The sequence below is a fragment of the Streptomyces sp. NPDC046866 genome (assembly GCF_040704625.1).
GTDB lineage: Bacteria > Actinomycetota > Actinomycetes > Streptomycetales > Streptomycetaceae > Streptomyces.
Genome location: NZ_JBEYXN010000018.1, coordinates 28,001 through 43,737 on the forward strand (window position 1 = coordinate 28,001; position 15,737 = coordinate 43,737).

Annotated in this window: 10 protein-coding genes; 5 read left to right on the plus strand and 5 right to left on the minus strand. The window is 73.4% G+C overall.

What is annotated here, in order from left to right:
• Positions 1-181: 181 nt before the first annotated feature.
• A complete protein-coding gene (locus AB0953_RS24060) occupies positions 182-574 on the plus strand; it encodes a MerR family transcriptional regulator (protein ID WP_366861614.1) in 393 nt (130 codons plus the stop codon).
• Positions 574-978: a thioredoxin gene (trxA, locus tag AB0953_RS24065; RefSeq protein ID WP_366861723.1), complete on the plus strand. Its 405-nt coding sequence runs from the start codon at positions 574-576 to the stop codon at positions 976-978. Before AB0953_RS24060 ends, trxA begins: the two co-directional genes overlap by 1 nt.
• On the opposite strand, the gene glgB is transcribed toward trxA, so the two are convergent.
• From glgB to AB0953_RS24085, 4 genes are all read right to left on the minus strand, one after another.
• Complete coding sequence (glgB, locus tag AB0953_RS24070) at positions 968-3,301, minus strand: 1,4-alpha-glucan branching enzyme (RefSeq protein WP_366861615.1); 2,334 nt, start codon at positions 3,299-3,301, stop codon at positions 968-970. The two genes, trxA and glgB, sit on opposite strands and share 11 nt — an antisense overlap.
• Positions 3,298-4,758, minus strand: coding sequence for a maltokinase (locus AB0953_RS24075; RefSeq protein WP_366861616.1), 1,461 nt, complete (start codon positions 4,756-4,758; stop codon positions 3,298-3,300). Before AB0953_RS24075 ends, glgB begins: the two co-directional genes overlap by 4 nt.
• Before the next feature lie 239 nt (positions 4,759-4,997).
• Positions 4,998-6,692, minus strand: a complete 1,695-nt coding sequence (treS, locus tag AB0953_RS24080; RefSeq protein ID WP_366861617.1) for a maltose alpha-D-glucosyltransferase — start codon at positions 6,690-6,692, stop codon at positions 4,998-5,000.
• Positions 6,689-8,683 (minus strand): alpha-1,4-glucan--maltose-1-phosphate maltosyltransferase, encoded by a 1,995-nt coding sequence (locus AB0953_RS24085; protein ID WP_366861618.1) that lies wholly within the window; start codon positions 8,681-8,683, stop codon positions 6,689-6,691. Before AB0953_RS24085 ends, treS begins: the two co-directional genes overlap by 4 nt.
• 548 nt (positions 8,684-9,231) lie before the next feature.
• Here AB0953_RS24085 and glgP point away from each other — a divergent pair.
• A complete protein-coding gene (gene glgP, locus AB0953_RS24090) occupies positions 9,232-11,886 on the plus strand; it encodes an alpha-glucan family phosphorylase (protein ID WP_366861620.1) in 2,655 nt (884 codons plus the stop codon).
• Positions 11,887-11,937: 51 nt separating this feature from the next.
• Here the strand turns inward: glgP and AB0953_RS24095 are convergent, their stop codons facing one another.
• On the minus strand, positions 11,938-12,939 hold the full coding sequence (locus AB0953_RS24095) for an AsnC family transcriptional regulator (RefSeq protein WP_366861621.1): 1,002 nt from the start codon (positions 12,937-12,939) through the stop codon (positions 11,938-11,940).
• 120 nt (positions 12,940-13,059) lie between these two features.
• Between AB0953_RS24095 and AB0953_RS24100 the strand changes: the two genes are divergently transcribed.
• Together AB0953_RS24100 and AB0953_RS24105 are read left to right on the plus strand one after the other, a co-directional pair.
• Positions 13,060-14,601 carry an MFS transporter gene (locus AB0953_RS24100; RefSeq protein ID WP_366861622.1) on the plus strand — a complete coding sequence of 514 codons (1,542 nt, stop codon included), beginning with the start codon at positions 13,060-13,062 and terminating at the stop codon, positions 14,599-14,601.
• 181 nt (positions 14,602-14,782) lie between these two features.
• Positions 14,783-15,658, plus strand: a complete 876-nt coding sequence (locus AB0953_RS24105) for a hypothetical protein (protein WP_366861623.1) — start codon at positions 14,783-14,785, stop codon at positions 15,656-15,658.
• Positions 15,659-15,737 lie beyond the last annotated feature (79 nt).

Consider the following 15,737-nt stretch of genomic DNA (forward strand, 5'->3'; position numbering starts at 1 on the left):
ACACTCCTGGTGAACCCGTGGCCCGTCCTGTACGTGATCCATACCGGGGCCCTCGCATACGGGGGTGGCGAGGGCCCCCGGTACCCCCCTTCCCCGCCTTCCCCCGTCCCCCTTCCGCGTGCCCCGCCTTCCTCCCCGGCGTCCTTGCCTTGACGTCCGCGTCAAGGATTACGGTCGCTGCATGCGCATCGGCGAACTGGCAGAGCGGGCCGGGACCAGCACCCGGACCCTGCGGTACTACGAGTCGCGCGGGCTGCTGACCGCGCGGCGGGCCGCGAACGGCTATCGCACGTACGACGAGGAGGACCTGCGCCTGCTGCGCCAGATCCGCATCCTCCAGGACTTCGGCTTCGACCTGGAGGAGACCCGTCCGTTCGTCGACTGCCTGCGCGCCGGCCACCCCGCCGGGGACTCCTGCCCGGCGTCCCTGGCCGTCTACCGGCGCAAGCTCGCCGAGCTCGACGCGCTGATCGGCCGGCTGGCCGACGTGCGCGAGCAGGTGGCGCGCCAGCTCTCCGAGGCCGAGCAGGCCGCCGGGGAGGCCGCCGTACCGCGCTGTGAGATGACCGCCTGATCCGTTCGGGGCACCAGAGAAGAAGGAAGAGGGAAGAGATGATCCACGCTGCAGGTGTTGCGGAAGTGACCGATGCCGACTTCGAGGCGGAGGTGCTCGGCGAGCGCGGTCGGCCCGTCCTCGTCGAGTTCACCGCGGACTGGTGCGGGCCGTGCCGGCAGCTCGCGCCCGTGCTCTCCGCCGTGGCCGCCGAGCACGCCGACCGGCTCAAGGTCGTCCAGATCGACGCGGACACCAACCCCGAGACCGTCTCCCGCTACGGGGTGCTGTCCATGCCGACCCTGATCGTCTTCCGCGACGGCGAGCCCGTGCAGCAGATGGTCGGGGCCCGGCCCAAGCGCCGCCTGCTCCAGGAGCTCGAAGCGGTGACGGCGCCGGGCCCGGCGGTGGCGGCTACGGCCTGAGCCAGACCGTGGCCAGCGGCGGCAGCGTCAGGCGCACGCTCGCCGGGCGGCCCTGGGCGGGTACCGGCTCGGGCCGCAGCGGCTGAAGCAGGCGCACGCCGCTGCCGCCGTAGGGCTCCAGGTCCGTGTTGAGGACCTCCCGCCACAGCGGCACCTGCTCCGGGACGCCGAGCCGGTACCCGTGCCGCACCACCGGCGAGAAGTTCGACACGCACAGCAGCTGCGAACCGTCGTGCGCGTACCGCAGGAAGGCGAAGACGTTGTCGTCGGCGGCGTCCGCCTCCACCCACGCGAAGCCTTCCGGCACGGTGTCCCGCTCCCACAGGGCGGGCACCGCCGCGTACGTCCGGTTCAGGTCGCGCACCAGCGTCCGCACGCCCTCGTGGTCGCCGGCCGCCGGATAGGCGGAGTCCAGCAGCCACCAGTCCGGCCCGTGGCTCTCCGACCACTCGCTGCCCTGGGCGAACTCCTGCCCCATGAACAGCAGTTGCTTGCCCGGATGGGCCCACATGAAGCCCAGGTACGCCCGGTGCGCGGCCCGCTGCTGCCACCAGTCGCCGGGCATCTTCGACACCAGCGAGCCCTTGCCGTGCACCACCTCGTCGTGCGAGATCGGCAGCACGTAGTTCTCGCTGTACGCGTACACCATCCCGAAGGTCATGTCGTGGTGGTGGTACTTGCGGTGCACCGGGTCCTTCGAGGCGTACCGCAGCGTGTCGTGCATCCAGCCCATGTTCCACTTCAGCCCGAAGCCGAGCCCGCCCGCGTCCGTGGGCCGGGTCACGCCCTCCCAGGCCGTGGACTCCTCCGCGATCGTCACCACCCCCGGGCAGCGCCGGTAGACGACCGCGTTCATCTCCTTCAGCAGCGCCACCGCGTCCAGGTTCTCGCGCCCGCCGTGCTCGTTGGGCGACCACTCGCCCTCGCCGCGCGAGTAGTCCAGGTAGAGCATGGACGCCACCGCGTCCACGCGCAGCCCGTCCACGTGGAACTCCTGGCACCAGTACACGGCGTTGGCGACGAGGAAGTTGCGGACCTCCTTGCGGCCGTAGTCGAACTCCAGCGTCCCCCAGTCCGGGTGCGAAGCCCGCCGCGGGTCCTGGTGCTCGTACAGCGGCCGGCCGTCGAACTCGGCCAGCGCCCAGTCGTCGCGCGGGAAGTGCGCCGGCACCCAGTCGACGATCACCCCGATCCCCGCCTGGTGCAGCGCGTCCACCAGCGCCCGGAAGTCGTCCGGGCCGCCCATCCGCGAGGTCGGCGCGTAGTAGCCGGTGACCTGGTAGCCCCACGAGCCACCGAAGGGGTGCTCGGCGATCGGCATCAGCTCCACGTGCGTGAAGCCGAGGTCCTTGACGTACGGCGGCAGCTGCTCGGCCAGCTGCCGGTACGACAGCCCCGGCCGCCACGACGCCAGGTGCACCTCGTACACCGAGAAGGGGGCCTGGTGGTGCGGGCGGGCGCCGCGGGCCGCCATCCACTCGGCGTCCTGCCAGCGGTGGTGCGAGGCCGTGACGATCGAGGCGGTGGCCGGCGGGACCTCCGCGTACTGCGCCATCGGGTCGGCCCGCAGGGTGTGGCTGCCGTCCGGGCGCGTGATGTCGTACTTGTACAGCGTGCCCTCGCCCACGCCCGGCAGGAACAGCTCCCACACCCCGGAGGAGCCCAGCGAGCGCATCGGGTGGCCCACCGCGTCCCAGTACGAGAAGTCCCCGGTGACCCGGACGCCCTGCGCGTTCGGCGCCCACACCGTGAACCGGGTGCCGGACACCCCTTGGTGCTCCATCGGCCGGGCGCCGAGCGCCGTCCACAGTTCCTCGTGCCGGCCCTCGCCGATCAGGTGCAGGTCCAGCTCGCCGAGCGCGGGCAGGAAGCGGTAGGGATCGTGCATCTCGATCTCGCCGCCGTCGTACGACACGAGCAGCCGGTAGTCCGGCACGCCGGTCAGCGGCAGCAGCGCGGAGAACAGCCCGTCGCCGTCGTCGTGGAGCTCGGCCCGCAGCCCCTCGGCGACGACCGTGACCGCCTTGGCGTACGGGCGCAGCACCCGGAAGGACACCCCGTCCTGCTGCACATGGGCCCCGAGCACGGCGTGCGGATCGTGGTGGCGGCCCTCCAGCAGCCGGGCCCGGTCCCCGGCGCCGAGCGCGGGAGCCGGCCGCACCCCGGGTGCAGGGGCGGCCCGGCGGGCCCTCGGCGTACGGGCGCGCGCGGACGCGCGGGCGGGTGCGGGCGCCGCGGCGGCGGGCGGGGCCGCGGCCGGTGGCGCGGCTGCGGATGCGGCCTCTTCGCGGACGGTCGGTGACGGCTGTCGTGCGGCGCTCACGCGAGCGGCCTCCTCGGGGGCTTCGGATGGGGGTGGGGGGCGGGACTGCCGGGCGGCGGGGGCGGCGGCACGCGGTGGGCCGGGCGCTCGCGTTCGGCGAGGCGGCGGATGGCCGCCATCGGGACGTGCAGCCAGTCGGGGCGGTGCCGGGACTCGTAGCGGGCCTCGTACACCGCCTTGTCGGTCTCGTACGCGCGCAGCAGGACCGGGTCCTCGCGCGGATCGCGGCCGGTGGTGCGGGCGTAGCCCTCGCAGAAGGCGGCCCGGCAGGCGTCCGCCCAGGCCGGGGCGAAGGGGCGGTGGGAGCGCGCCGCGTAGTCGAACGAGCGCAGTATCCCGGCGATGTCGCGCACCGCGGGTTCGGGCCGGCGGCGGTCGGCGAGCGGCCGGGCCGGCTCTCCCTCGAAGTCGATCAGGGCCCAGCTGCCGTCGGCGGTGCGCAGGGTCTGCCCCAGGTGCAGGTCGCCGTGGATGCGCTGGGCGGGCACCCCGCTCCCGCGGGAGGCGGCCAGGGCGTCGAAGGCGCCGCGCAGCCCGTCCTCGTAGGGCTGGAGCGCCGGCACCTCGCGGACGGTGGCCGCGAGCCGCGCCGTCATCCCGGCGGCGAGCCGGGCGGTCTGCTCCGGGCCCAGCGCGAGGGTGGGCAGGGCGGTGGCGAGCGCGCTGTGCACCTCGGCGGTGGCCCGCCCCAGGGCGTGCGCCTCGGCGGTGAAGTCGGCGCCCGCTCCGAGCCGGCGCAGCGCGAGCTGCCAGCCGTCGTCGGAACCGCGCAGGTAGGGCTGGAGCACCCCCAGGGTCAGCGGCTCGGCGCCGGCCAGCTCGGCCTCGTACCAGGCGACCGGCGCGGGCACGCGGGTGCAGCCGGCGGCGGCGAGCGCTCTGGGCAGCTCCAGGTCCGGGTTGACCCCGGGCCCGACCCGGCGGAAGACCTTCAGGATGTACGAATCCCCGTAGATCAGCGAGGAGTTGGTCTGCTCCCCCGACAGCGGCCGCGGGGCGGCCCCGTCGGGGATCAGTGCGGCCGGGTCGCGGTCGAAGCGGAGCGGGCCGTGGCTGCCGGGGGTGCGCAACCGTTCCAGCAGCAGCGCGGCGAGCCGCGGGTCGCCCAGGGCCTCGTAGACGGCGTGGCCGGCGTACGGGCCCTGCGCGGCGTGGCCGATGAGGGCGGGTGCGAGGGGCGGCGGGAGCGGCGCGGGGCGCACCCCGAGCAGCAGCTGGTAGCAGTCCGCGGCCCCGTCGGCGCAGTCCACGCCGACGAGCAGGTGCAGCAGCCCGGGGGTGGTCCCGGGCGGCAGCAGCTCGACGGCGCTGACCAGGCGCAGCCGGGTGATCGCGCGTCCCTTGCCGGCGAACCAGCGCTGCCCTGGCAGCCAGGCCCGCAGCATCGCCTCCAGCGGTTTGAGCGGGACGGCGGCCAGACTGCCCTGGCGGCTCCGGGCGGATGCAGCCTCCGACATGGCGTCGCGTCCTTTCCCCGGGCCGTCACAGAATGCGCAGAGTGTCCCGGATGGCGAGGGTTGCTGTCCGGTGGTGGATGTGTGTCGGGTCAGGATGATCCGTACAGGGGCGGGCCGTTGACCCGTTCGTGTGGCCCGCCCCCTGTGGCGTGCGGAGCCGGTTCGTGCCTGCGGCGGTGCGCCTCCTGCGGTTGCCCGCCTGCCGGGCCGGCATGCACGTGCCGGCCCGCCGGCCCCGCCTACTCGGTGCGCAGGCGGAACCAGTAGAAGCCGTGCCCCGCGAGGGTGAGCAGGTACGGCCACTCGCCGATCGGCGGGAAGCGCACGTCGCCGGTGAGCTCCACCGGGACCCGCCCGTTGAACGACTGCAGGTCCAGCTCGGTGGGCTGGGCGAAGCGGGAGAAGTTGTGCACGCACAGCACGAGGTCGTCGCCGTACTCGCGCAGGAACGCCAGCACCGCCGGGTTGGACGACGGCAGTTCGGTGTACGAGCCGAGGCCGAAGGCCGGGTTCGCCTTGCGGACCTCGATGAGCCTGCGGGTCCAGTGCAGCAGCGAGGACGGCGAGGACATCGCCGCCTCGACGTTGGTGACCTGGTACCCGTAGACCGGGTCCATGATGACGGGCAGGTTCAGCCTGCCCGGATCGCAGGAGGAGAAACCGGCGTTGCGGTCGGGGGTCCACTGCATCGGGGTGCGTACCCCGTCGCGGTCGCCGAGCCAGATGTTGTCGCCCATGCCGATCTCGTCGCCGTAGTAGAGGATCGGCGAGCCGGGCAGGGACAGCAGCAGGGCGGTGAACAGCTCGATCTGGTGCCGGTCGTTGTCGAGGAGCGGGGCGAGCCGGCGCCGGATGCCGATGTTGGCCCGCATGCGCGGGTCCTTGGCGTACTCGGCGTACATGTAGTCGCGCTCTTCGTCCGTGACCATTTCGAGGGTGAGCTCGTCGTGGTTGCGCAGGAAGATGCCCCACTGGCAGCGGTCCGGGATCTGCGGGGTCTTGGCCAGGATCTCGGAGACCGGGTAGCGGGACTCTCTTCGCACCGCCATGAAGATGCGCGGCATGACGGGGAAGTGGAACGCCATGTGGCACTCGTCCCCCCCGGCGGCGTAGTTCCCGAAGTAGTCGACGACGTCCTCCGGCCACTGGTTGGCCTCGGCGAGCAGGACGGTGTCGGGGTAGTGCGCGTCGATCTCGGCGCGCACCCTCTTCAGGAACGAGTGGGTGCGGGGCAGGTTCTCGCAGTTGGTGCCCTCCTCGGCGAAGAGGTACGGCACGGCGTCGAGCCGGAAGCCGTCGATGCCGAGGTCCAGCCAGAAGCGCAGGGCGGAGATGATCTCCTCCTGCACGGCCGGGTTCTCGTAGTTGAGGTCGGGCTGGTGCGAGAAGAACCGGTGCCAGTAGTACTGCTTGCGGACCGGGTCGTAGGTCCAGTTCGACGTCTCGGTGTCGATGAAGATGATCCGGGCGTCCTGGTACTGCTTGTCGTTGTCCGCCCACACGTAGTAGTCGCCGTAGGGCCCGTCCGGGTCCTTGCGGGACTGCTGGAACCACTCGTGCTGGTCGCTCGTGTGGTTCATGACGAAGTCGATGATCACGCGCATGCCCCGCTGGTGCGCGGCGTCGACGAACTCCACGAAGTCGGCGAGGTCGCCGAACTCGGGCAGCACCGAGGTGTAGTCGGAGACGTCGTAGCCCCCGTCCCGCAGCGGTGAGGCGAAGAACGGCGGCAGCCAGAGGCAGTCGACGCCCAGCCACTGGAGGTAGTCCAGCTTCTGCGTGAGCCCCTTGAGGTCCCCCACGCCGTCGCCGTTGCTGTCGTGGAAGGAACGGACCAGGACCTCGTAGAAGACGGCCCGCTTGAACCAGTCGGGGTCGCGGTCCTTGGCGGGGGTGTCCTCGAAGGTGTCGTGGACGGGATCGTTGATCATCATGTGGTGGGTGACCCTCCGGTGGGCGGGGACGGTCGCAGAGCGGTCAGTACGTGCGCGGGTGTGCGGCCCGGCTCGAGGCGCACGTAGTTCGCCCTGCCCCAGTGATAGGTCTCGCCGGTGAGCTCGTCGCGCACCGCGAGGGACCCGTGCCAGTCGAGGCCGAGTACCGGCATGTCCAACGAGACGGTCGCCTCCTGGGTGTGGTGCGGATCGAGGTTGACGACCACCAGTACGGAATTGGCGCCCGCGCGCTTCGAATAGGCGATCACCTGGTCGTTGTCGGTCGTGTGGAAATGGATGTCGCGCAGCTGCTGCAGGGCGGGGTTGCGCCGGCGCACCCGGTTCAGCGTGGTGATCAGCGGGGCGATGGTCGTTCCGTCGCGCTCGGCGGCCGCCCAGTCGCGCGGCCGCAGCTCGTACTTCTCGGAGTGCAGGTACTCCTCGCTGCCCTCGCGGACCGGGGTGTTCTCGCACAGCTCGTAGCCGGCGTAGATGCCCCAGGTGGGGGAGAGGGTGGCGGCCAGGACGGCGCGGACCTCGAAGGCGGGGCGGCCGCCGCGCTGCAGGTAGGCGTGGAGGATGTCCGGGGTGTTGACGAAGAAGTTCGGCCGCATCACCGAGGCCGAACGGTCGTCCGAGAGCTCGGTCAGGTACTCGGTCAGCTCCGCCTTCGTGTTGCGCCAGGTGAAGTACGTGTAGGACTGCTGGAAGCCGATCGCGGCGAGCGCCCGCATCATGGCCGGCCGGGTGAAGGCCTCGGCCAGGAAGATCACGTCCGGGTCGGTCCTGTTGATGTCCGCGATCACCTTCTGCCAGAAGACGACCGGCTTGGTGTGCGGATTGTCCACCCGGAAGATGCGGACGCCGTGGTCCATCCAGTGCCGCAGGATGCGGACGGTCTCCTCGACGATGCCGGCCATGTCGGTGTCGAAGTGGATCGGGTAGATGTCCTGGTACTTCTTCGGCGGGTTCTCGGCGTACGCGATCGTGCCGTCGGCGCGGTGGCGGAACCACTCGGGGTGCTTCTCCACCCACGGGTGGTCGGGCGAGCACTGCAGTGCGAAGTCCAGCGCGACCTCCAGCTGGAGCTCGCGGGCCCGGGCGACGAAGGCGTCGAAGTCCTCCAGGGTGCCCAGCTCCGGGTGGACGGCGTCGTGGCCGCCCTCGGTGGAGCCGATGGCCCACGGCACACCGGGGTCCCAACTCCCGGCCGACAACGTGTTGTTGGGCCCCTTGCGGAAGGTGCTCCCGATGGGGTGGATCGGCGGCAGGTACACCACGTCGAAGCCCATCGCGGCGATGGCCGGAAGGCGCTCGGCGGCGGTGCGGAAGGTGCCGCTGACCGGTGCGGCGCCGGGCTCGACCACGGCCCCCTCGGACCGGGGGAACATCTCGTACCAGGAGCCGAACAGCGCCCGCTTGCGCTCCACCAGCAGCGGCAGGCCCTTGGCCGCCGACACCAGCTCCCGGTAAGGGCGCCGGGCGAGCGCGGCCTCCGCCTCGGGCTCCAGGGCCGCCGCGTACCGCTCGGCGACCGGCCTGTCCTCGTCGCGCATCGCCTCGGCGGCGGCCAGGACGTGCGCCCGCCCGTCCCGCTTGGGGATCTTCGCGGCGGCCTGCTCGTAGAGTTCGGCCCCCTCCAGCAGCGTCAGCCCCGGGTCGATCCCGGCCGGGATCTTCACCGCGGCGTGCGCCCGCCAGGTGGCCAGCGGATCGCTCCAGGCCTCGACGGTGTACGTCCACCTCCCCTCGGTGTCGGCGGACACCCGGGCCCCCCACCGGTCGGTGCCGGGGGCGAGCTCGCGCATCGGCACGGGCGGCCGCAGCTTGCCGCTCGGGTCCCGCAGCACGACGTGGGCGGCGACGGCGTCGTGGCCCTCGCGGAACACGGTGGCGGAGATCTCGAAGACCTCGTCCACCACCGCCTTGGCGGGTCTGGCACCGCAGTCGACGGCGGGGCGGACGTCCAGCACGGGAATGCGACCGATCATGATGGGATCACCTGGGGGCAGTTCGCAGGGCTCGGTGTCAACAGGCCGGCCGGGACGATGCCGACCGGTAGTGCACGCTCTGTTCGCTCTGTTTCTAGCCGCTCGGAAGACGGCTCGGCTGCGGGCATGGCCGCTCCTGTCCGCGTTCACTCGGGTGGCGGGAGAGGGTTGGGCGAGGTGTGCCGTGCAGGTACGCGGGGAGCCCTTCCCACTCCTGACGCGCCCAATCCGCGCACTTGGTTAACTACTCGTACGTAGTCCTGCGGCCTCCACCAAGCCCTTGGCCGACTTCCGGCCATGCTCCGTCAAGTCCGTCGGGACTACCGGAGGTACGAGCGCCGGACCCGCCCGCGCGGGGCCGGAAACCCCCCGTCCCAGGGGTCACCGGAACCACACGAAGGAGCGAGTCTCGCAAGGCGGTGGAGGGCCGACCGAGGCGCCGTGGCAGCGCGGGCGGCGCCGCGGCTAGCCTTCCGGGGGTGTTGTTGCGCGGGCGCACAGCGTGGTGCGGCCGCTCCTGTCCGCCCTTGCCTGCGAAGGTGGAACGCGTGAAGGCTATCCGTCGATTCACCGTACGCCCCGTACTCCCCGACCCCCTGCTGCCGCTGGCCGACCTCGCACGCAACCTGCGCTGGTCGTGGCACACGGAGACCCGCGAACTCTTCCAATCCGTCGACCCCGAGGGCTGGCACGCGGCGGGCGGCGATCCCGTCCGGCTGCTCGGCTCCGCATCCGCCGCGCGGCTCGACGAGCTGGCCGGCGACCGGCGGTTCCTGCGCCGCCTCGCCGTCGCCGCCGCCGACCTCGACGACTACGTGCACGGCGCCCGCTGGTACCAGACCCACCGGGACGCCGCCGACCTGCCCGCCGCCATCGCCTACTTCTCGCCGGAATTCGGCATCACCGCCGCCCTGCCCCAGTACTCCGGCGGCCTCGGCATCCTGGCCGGGGACCACCTCAAGGCCGCCAGCGACCTCGGCGCCCCGCTCATCGGCGTCGGACTGCTGTACCGGCACGGGTACTTCCGCCAGTCCCTCTCCCGCGACGGCTGGCAGCAGGAGCACTACCCCGTCCTCGACCCCAACGAGCTCCCCCTGTCCCTGCTGCGGGACGCCGAGGGCACCCCGGCCCGGGTCTCGCTGAGCCTGCCCGGCGGCCGGGCCCTGCACGCCCACGTCTGGCAGGCCCGCGTCGGCCGGGTCCCGCTGCTCCTGCTCGACTCGGACGTCGAGGACAACGACGCCGCCGCCCGCGAGGTGACCGACCGGCTCTACGGCGGCGGCAGCGACCACCGCCTGCTCCAGGAGATGCTGCTCGGCATCGGCGGCGTGCGCGCGGTGCGCACGTACTGCACCCTCACGGGGCACCCCGCCCCCGAGGTGTTCCACACCAACGAGGGACACGCGGGCTTCCTCGGGCTGGAGCGCATAAGGGAACTCGACGGGGAGCACGGCCTCGGCTTCGACGCGGCCGTCGAGGCGGTCCGGGCCGGCACCGTCTTCACCACCCACACCCCCGTCCCCGCCGGCATCGACCGCTTCGACCGCGCCCTGGTCGCCCGCCACTTCGGCACCGGCGCCGAGCTGGCCGGCGTACCCGTCGACCGGATCCTCGAACTGGGCGCCGAGACCTACCCCGGAGGCGACCCGGGCGTGTTCAACATGGCCGTGATGGGGCTGCGCCTGGCCCAGCGCGCCAACGGCGTCTCCACCCTGCACGGCGCCGTCAGCCGCGGCATGTTCGCGGGGCTGTGGCCGGGATTCGACCCCGCCGACGTCCCCATCACCTCCATCACCAACGGCGTGCACGCGCCGACCTGGGTGGCCCCCGAGGTCGTCCGGCTCGGGGCGCGCCAGATCGGCGCCGGCCGGACCGAGGACGCCCTCTCGGTGGGCGGCTCCCAGCGCTGGGACGCGGTCGCGGACATCGCCGACCAGGACATCTGGGACCTGCGCCGCGGCCTGCGCGAACAGCTGGTGCTGGAGGTACGGGAGCGGCTGCGGGCCTCCTGGCGCCAGCGCGGGGCCGCCGAGGCGGAACTCGGCTGGGTGGACGACGTCCTCGACCCCGACGTCCTCACCATCGGCTTCGCCCGCCGCGTGCCCTCCTACAAGCGGCTCACGCTGATGCTGCGCGACCCCGAGCGGCTGCGCGGCCTGCTGCTGCACCCCGACCGGCCCGTGCAGATCGTCGTCGCGGGCAAGGCCCACCCGGCCGACGACGGCGGCAAGCGGCTGGTGCAGGAGCTGGTCCGCTTCGCCGACGACCCGCGGGTGCGCCACCGCATCGTCTTCCTGCCCGACTACGGCATGGCCATGGCGCAGAAGCTCTACCCGGGCTGCGACGTCTGGCTCAACAACCCCCTGCGCCCGCTGGAGGCCTGCGGCACCAGCGGGATGAAGGCCGCCCTCAACGGCTGTCTCAACCTGTCGGTCCTCGACGGCTGGTGGGACGAGTGGTTCGAGCCCGACTTCGGCTGGGCCATCCCCACCGCCGACGGGCTCGGCCGGGACGAGGACCGGCGCGACGACCTGGAGGCGGCCGCCCTCTACGAGCTGATCGAGGACCGGGTCGCACCCCGGTTCTACGACCGCACCGGCCGCAGCGGGCTGCCCGTGCGCTGGATCGAGATGGTCCGGCGCACCCTGGTCTCCCTGGGACCCAAGGTGCTCGCCGGGCGGATGGTGCGCGAGTACGTGGAGCGGCTGTACGCGCCGGCCGCGCGCGCCCACCGGGCGCTGAAACCGGCGGCGGCCCGGGACCTGGCCTGGTGGAAGGGGCGGGTCCGGGCGGCCTGGCCGCAGGTCGCCGTCGAGCACGTGGAGGCGCTGGCCGCGGCTCCGGTGAACGGCACCGCCGAACTCGGCGCCACCCTCACGCTGCGGGTGCGCGTGGCGCTCGACGCGCTGGCGCCCGAGGACGTGGAGGTGCAGGCCGTCGCCGGCCGGGTCGATGCGCAGGACGTGATCCAGGGCGGGCGGACGTTCCCGCTGAAGCCGGCCGCCGGACCGGACCTGGAGGGCCGCTGGACGTACGAGGGCCCGCTCGCCCTCGACCGCACCGGGCCCTTCGGCTACACCGTCCGGATCCTGCCGGCGCACCCGCTGCTGGCCTCCCCGGCCGAACTGGGGCTGGTCGCCGCCCCGGCGGACGCCGGCGCGGCCGGTGACGCGGGCGCGCAGGACGGCGTGCTGCTGCGCTAGCCGGCTGCGGCTGCGGCTGCGGTCGCAGCTTTGCAGCCGCGGCGCGCGGTGTCAGGGGGCGGGCGGCGGGTCCACCAGCCGCCCGCCCTCCACCAGCATCCCGGCCCGCTTGACCGTCCGCAGGGTCGGTATCGCCTCCACCTGCTGGATGCCGGGCACCGAGCCGATCCGCTCGGTCAGGTACGTGTACAGCGCGTCGGTGTCCCGGCACACCAGCGACACCTTCAGGTTCGTCGCCCCCGTCACGGCGGCGGCGAACGCCACCTCGGGATGCCCGGCCAGGGCCTCGCCCACCTGCGCCAGCCGGCCCGGGGCCGCGGTCATCATCAGCGAGGCCTCCGTCTCGTACCCGAACAGCGCCGGGACCAGCTCCACGTCCAGGTACAGCGCCCCCTCCTCCCGCAGCCGCTCCACCCGGCGCCGCGCGGTGGACTCCGACAGGCCGGTGGCACGGGCCAGTTCGGCGCTGCTCGACCGGCCGTCCCGGCCCAGGACCGCCAGCAGCGCCAGCTCCTGCGCATCCAGGGCGTACCGCTCGGGCGAGGGCTGCGCAGCGGGCGGCTCCAGCGCCGCGACCTGGTCGGGCCGCAGCACGTCCAGGCCCTTCCAGCGCGACGGGCCGCCGCGGAACACCCGCAGGATGGTCTGGGCGCTGACCGCGGTCACCCGCCGGGTGCGCGGCAGCTTCTCCAGCAGCAGCAGGTCGCGGTCCTGGCTGGTCCGCGCCTTGGTGAGGCAGTGGATCTCGGTGCCCCCGGAGGTGAGCTTCACCCAGGCGCTGTCGGGCCGCCGGGCCAGCGCCTCGGCGACGGCGACCGCGGCGTCGGGCGCGCACTGCACCCGCAGCCAGGACTCGAACAGCCCGACGCGGGGGCCCACCGGGAGCCCCACCACCCGGATCAGGCCGGAGGTCCGCAGCCGGCGGTACCGGCGCACCACCGTCTGGTCGGAGACCTCCAGCACCTGTGCGATCCGGCGGAAGGAGGCCCGGCCGTCGACCATCAGCGCCTGGATCAGGGCCTGGTCGAGGGCGTCGTACGGCACGGGAATCATGGTTTCCATCATCGCAGGGCGATTCCCGGGCGAAATCCGGCACCGGGCGGCCTGCGGGTGGGCCGTGCGGGGCGGCGCCCCGAGGCTGGAGTCCTTCCCGCCCTACCGAGGAGATTCCGCATGCGCAAATGGCTGCCCCTGGCGGCGGTGTGCCTCGGAGCGTTCATGCTCCTGGTCGACGTCACCATCGTCACCGTCGCCCTGCCCGACATGGCCTCCGACATGGACACCGGCTTCGCCGCCCTGCAATGGGTCATGGACGGATACGCCCTGGCCCTCGCCGCCCTCCTGCTCGGCGCGGGCTCCCTCGCCGACCGGATCGGCCGGCGCGCCGTCTACCTCGGCGGACTCGCCCTCTTCGCCGCCTCCTCGCTCGCCTGCGGGCTGGCCGACGGGCCCGGCGCGCTGATCGCCTTCCGCGCCGTGCAGGGCGTCGGCGCCGCCGCGATGTTCGCCACCACCATGGCCCTGCTCAGCCAGGCCTACCAGGGCCGCGACCGGGGCGTCGCCTTCGGCGTCTGGGGTGCGGTCAGCGGCGCGGCCGCCGCGGCCGGGCCGATCCTCGGCGGTCTGATCACCGAGCACTTCGGCTGGCGCTGGATCTTCTTCGTCAACCTCCCCGTCTGCGCGCTCGCCGTGTACGTCACCCTCAGGGCGGTGGCCGAGTCCCGCGCCCCGCACACCCGGGGCCTGGACCTGCCCGGCATGGCCGCCTTCACCGCGGGCGCGGGCCTGGTCACCTACGCACTGATCCGGGCCGGGGAGGACGGCTGGGGCGCGACCGCCCCGCTCGTCCTGTTCGGGCTGGGCGCCGCCGCCTTCGCCGTCTTCGCCGTCGCCGAACTGCGCAGCGCCCACCCGATGCTGGACCTGTCGCTGTTCCGCGACCGGACCTTCACCGGCGTCATGGCCGCGGCCCTGCTGCTGTCCGGCGCCGCGTTCTCGTACCTCATGTACGTGTCCCTGTGGCTGCAGACCGTCGAGGGCATGGGCCCCGTCGGCGCCGGGCTGGTGCTGGTGCCGCTGAGCCTGGCCGCCTTCCTCGTCTCCGCCGCGGCCGGGCGGCTGCTGCAGGGGGTCCCGGCCCGGCTGACGATCGGCGGCGGGCTGCTCCTCATCGTCGCGGGCGCGCTGCTCCAGGCCTGGATGCTGGACGCGGGCGACGGCTGGCCGGCCCTGGTCCCGGGGCTGCTGGTGACCGGTGCGGGAGTCGGGGCGGCGCTCCCGCCGCTGGCCGCCACGGTGATGGGCGCCGTGGCCCCGGACCGGGCGGGCATGGCCGGCGGTGCGCTGAACGCCGCGCGCCAGCTCGGCATGGCCTTCGGCGTCGCGGTCCTCGGCACGCTGTTCCGCGCCGGGCTGGCCGACGGGCTCGCCGGCTCCGGCCGGCCCGAGGGCACCGCCGAGGTGCTGGCGTCCGGCGGGGCGGCCCGGCTGCTGGCGGCCGCGCCCGCCGCCCGGGCCTGGGTCGAGGAGGCGTTCGCGTCCGGGCTGCGCGAGACCTTCGCGGCCTCGGGCGTGATGGGGCTGCTCGGCGCGGTGGCCGTGGTCCTGCTCGTGCGCCCGCGGCCCGCGGCCGGTGCCGGGGCGCCACAGGGGGGCGGGGACGCCGCGGCCGGGGCACGGGGAGCGGCCCCGGCGGGCGAACGCACCCCCGTCTGAGGGGCGGTAGGGCCGTACGGCGCCACCCCGGGCTGCCGTATGGCCCATGGGACCTGCCGGGCGGGTGAACCTGCGAACGCCTGCGCATGCCGAACCGATTCACCGGTGGGCCGCGCTCCTACGCTGCCCGCTGGATGCCACCGGACCGGCATCCCGTACCCACAGAACGGATCGCCCCCCCATGCGCCTTCGCCCCACTGCCCTTGCGTTCCTCGGAGCACTCAGCCTCGCCCTTCCCACGGCCGGCAGCTCGCTGGCCGCCGAACACGGCGGCGACGACGGCCGGATCCGGGGAAGACTGCAGTACATCGTCGAAGACGGGCTCCGGGAGTACCGGGAGATCCGTCCGGCGGACAACGACACCTGCTACGAGCTGACCGGTACCTCCCGCAACGAAACCGCCTCGGCCGTGCGCAACGAGACGAACTCGATCGCGGTGCTCTTCCGGGACCGCGGCTGCAACGAGCGCGCGACGCGGACGCTGGAGCCGGGTGACGAGGTCCACAACGTGTCGGTGCGCTCGGTGTACTTCAAGCCCAGGCACGTCGACGAAGACCGCTACGACGACTACTACTACGACGACTACCGCAGCCGCCGCGACGGGGCGAACGGCGACCACCGCCCCGCGGGCCAGGCGACCAAGGTCATCGCCGCGGACGACGACGACCAGCCGCGCGACGAGCCGCAGGGCCAGGAGCAGCTCCAGGACCAGCCGCGGGACGAGCAGCAGGCCTCCGAGGAGCAGCAGGGCCGGGACGAGCAGATGGCCCCGGAGGAGCAGCAGGGCCGGGACGAGCAGATGGCCCCGGAGGAGCAGCAGAACCAGGACCAGCAGCAGGGCCTCGACCAGCAGCAGGGCGAGGACCAGCAGCAGGGCCCCGACCAGCAGCAGGGTGAGGACCAGCAGCAGGCTCCCGCGGACGAGCAGGCCCCCGAGGACGAGCAGATGGGCCGGGACGAGCAGCAGGGCCCGGAGCAGCAGGGCCCGGAGCAGCAGGGCCCGGAGGAGCAGCACGAGCCCGACATGTACGACGCGATCTTCAAGGCGATCCCCTGACGGTCGCCGCACGCATGGAACAGGGCCGTCCGGGAGGGTCTCTCCCGGACGGCCCCGTGTCGTGTCAGCCGTCAGGCGC

Bases quoted from the DNA above. Each gene is read 5' to 3' on its own strand.
- AB0953_RS24060 (WP_366861614.1), top strand. From the start codon at position 182: ATGCGCATCGGCGAACTGGCAGAGCGGGCCGGGACCAGCACCCGGACC.
- AB0953_RS24100 (WP_366861622.1), top strand. From the start codon at position 13,060: ATGCGCAAATGGCTGCCCCTGGCGGCGGTGTGCCTCGGAGCGTTCATG.
- treS (WP_366861617.1), bottom strand. From the start codon at position 6,692: ATGATGATCAACGATCCCGTCCACGACACCTTCGAGGACACCCCCGCC.
- AB0953_RS24105 (WP_366861623.1), top strand. From the start codon at position 14,783: ATGCGCCTTCGCCCCACTGCCCTTGCGTTCCTCGGAGCACTCAGCCTC.
- AB0953_RS24095 (WP_366861621.1), bottom strand. From the start codon at position 12,939: ATGATTCCCGTGCCGTACGACGCCCTCGACCAGGCCCTGATCCAGGCG.
- AB0953_RS24075 (WP_366861616.1), bottom strand. From the start codon at position 4,758: ATGTCGGAGGCTGCATCCGCCCGGAGCCGCCAGGGCAGTCTGGCCGCC.
- AB0953_RS24085 (WP_366861618.1), bottom strand. From the start codon at position 8,683: ATGATCGGTCGCATTCCCGTGCTGGACGTCCGCCCCGCCGTCGACTGC.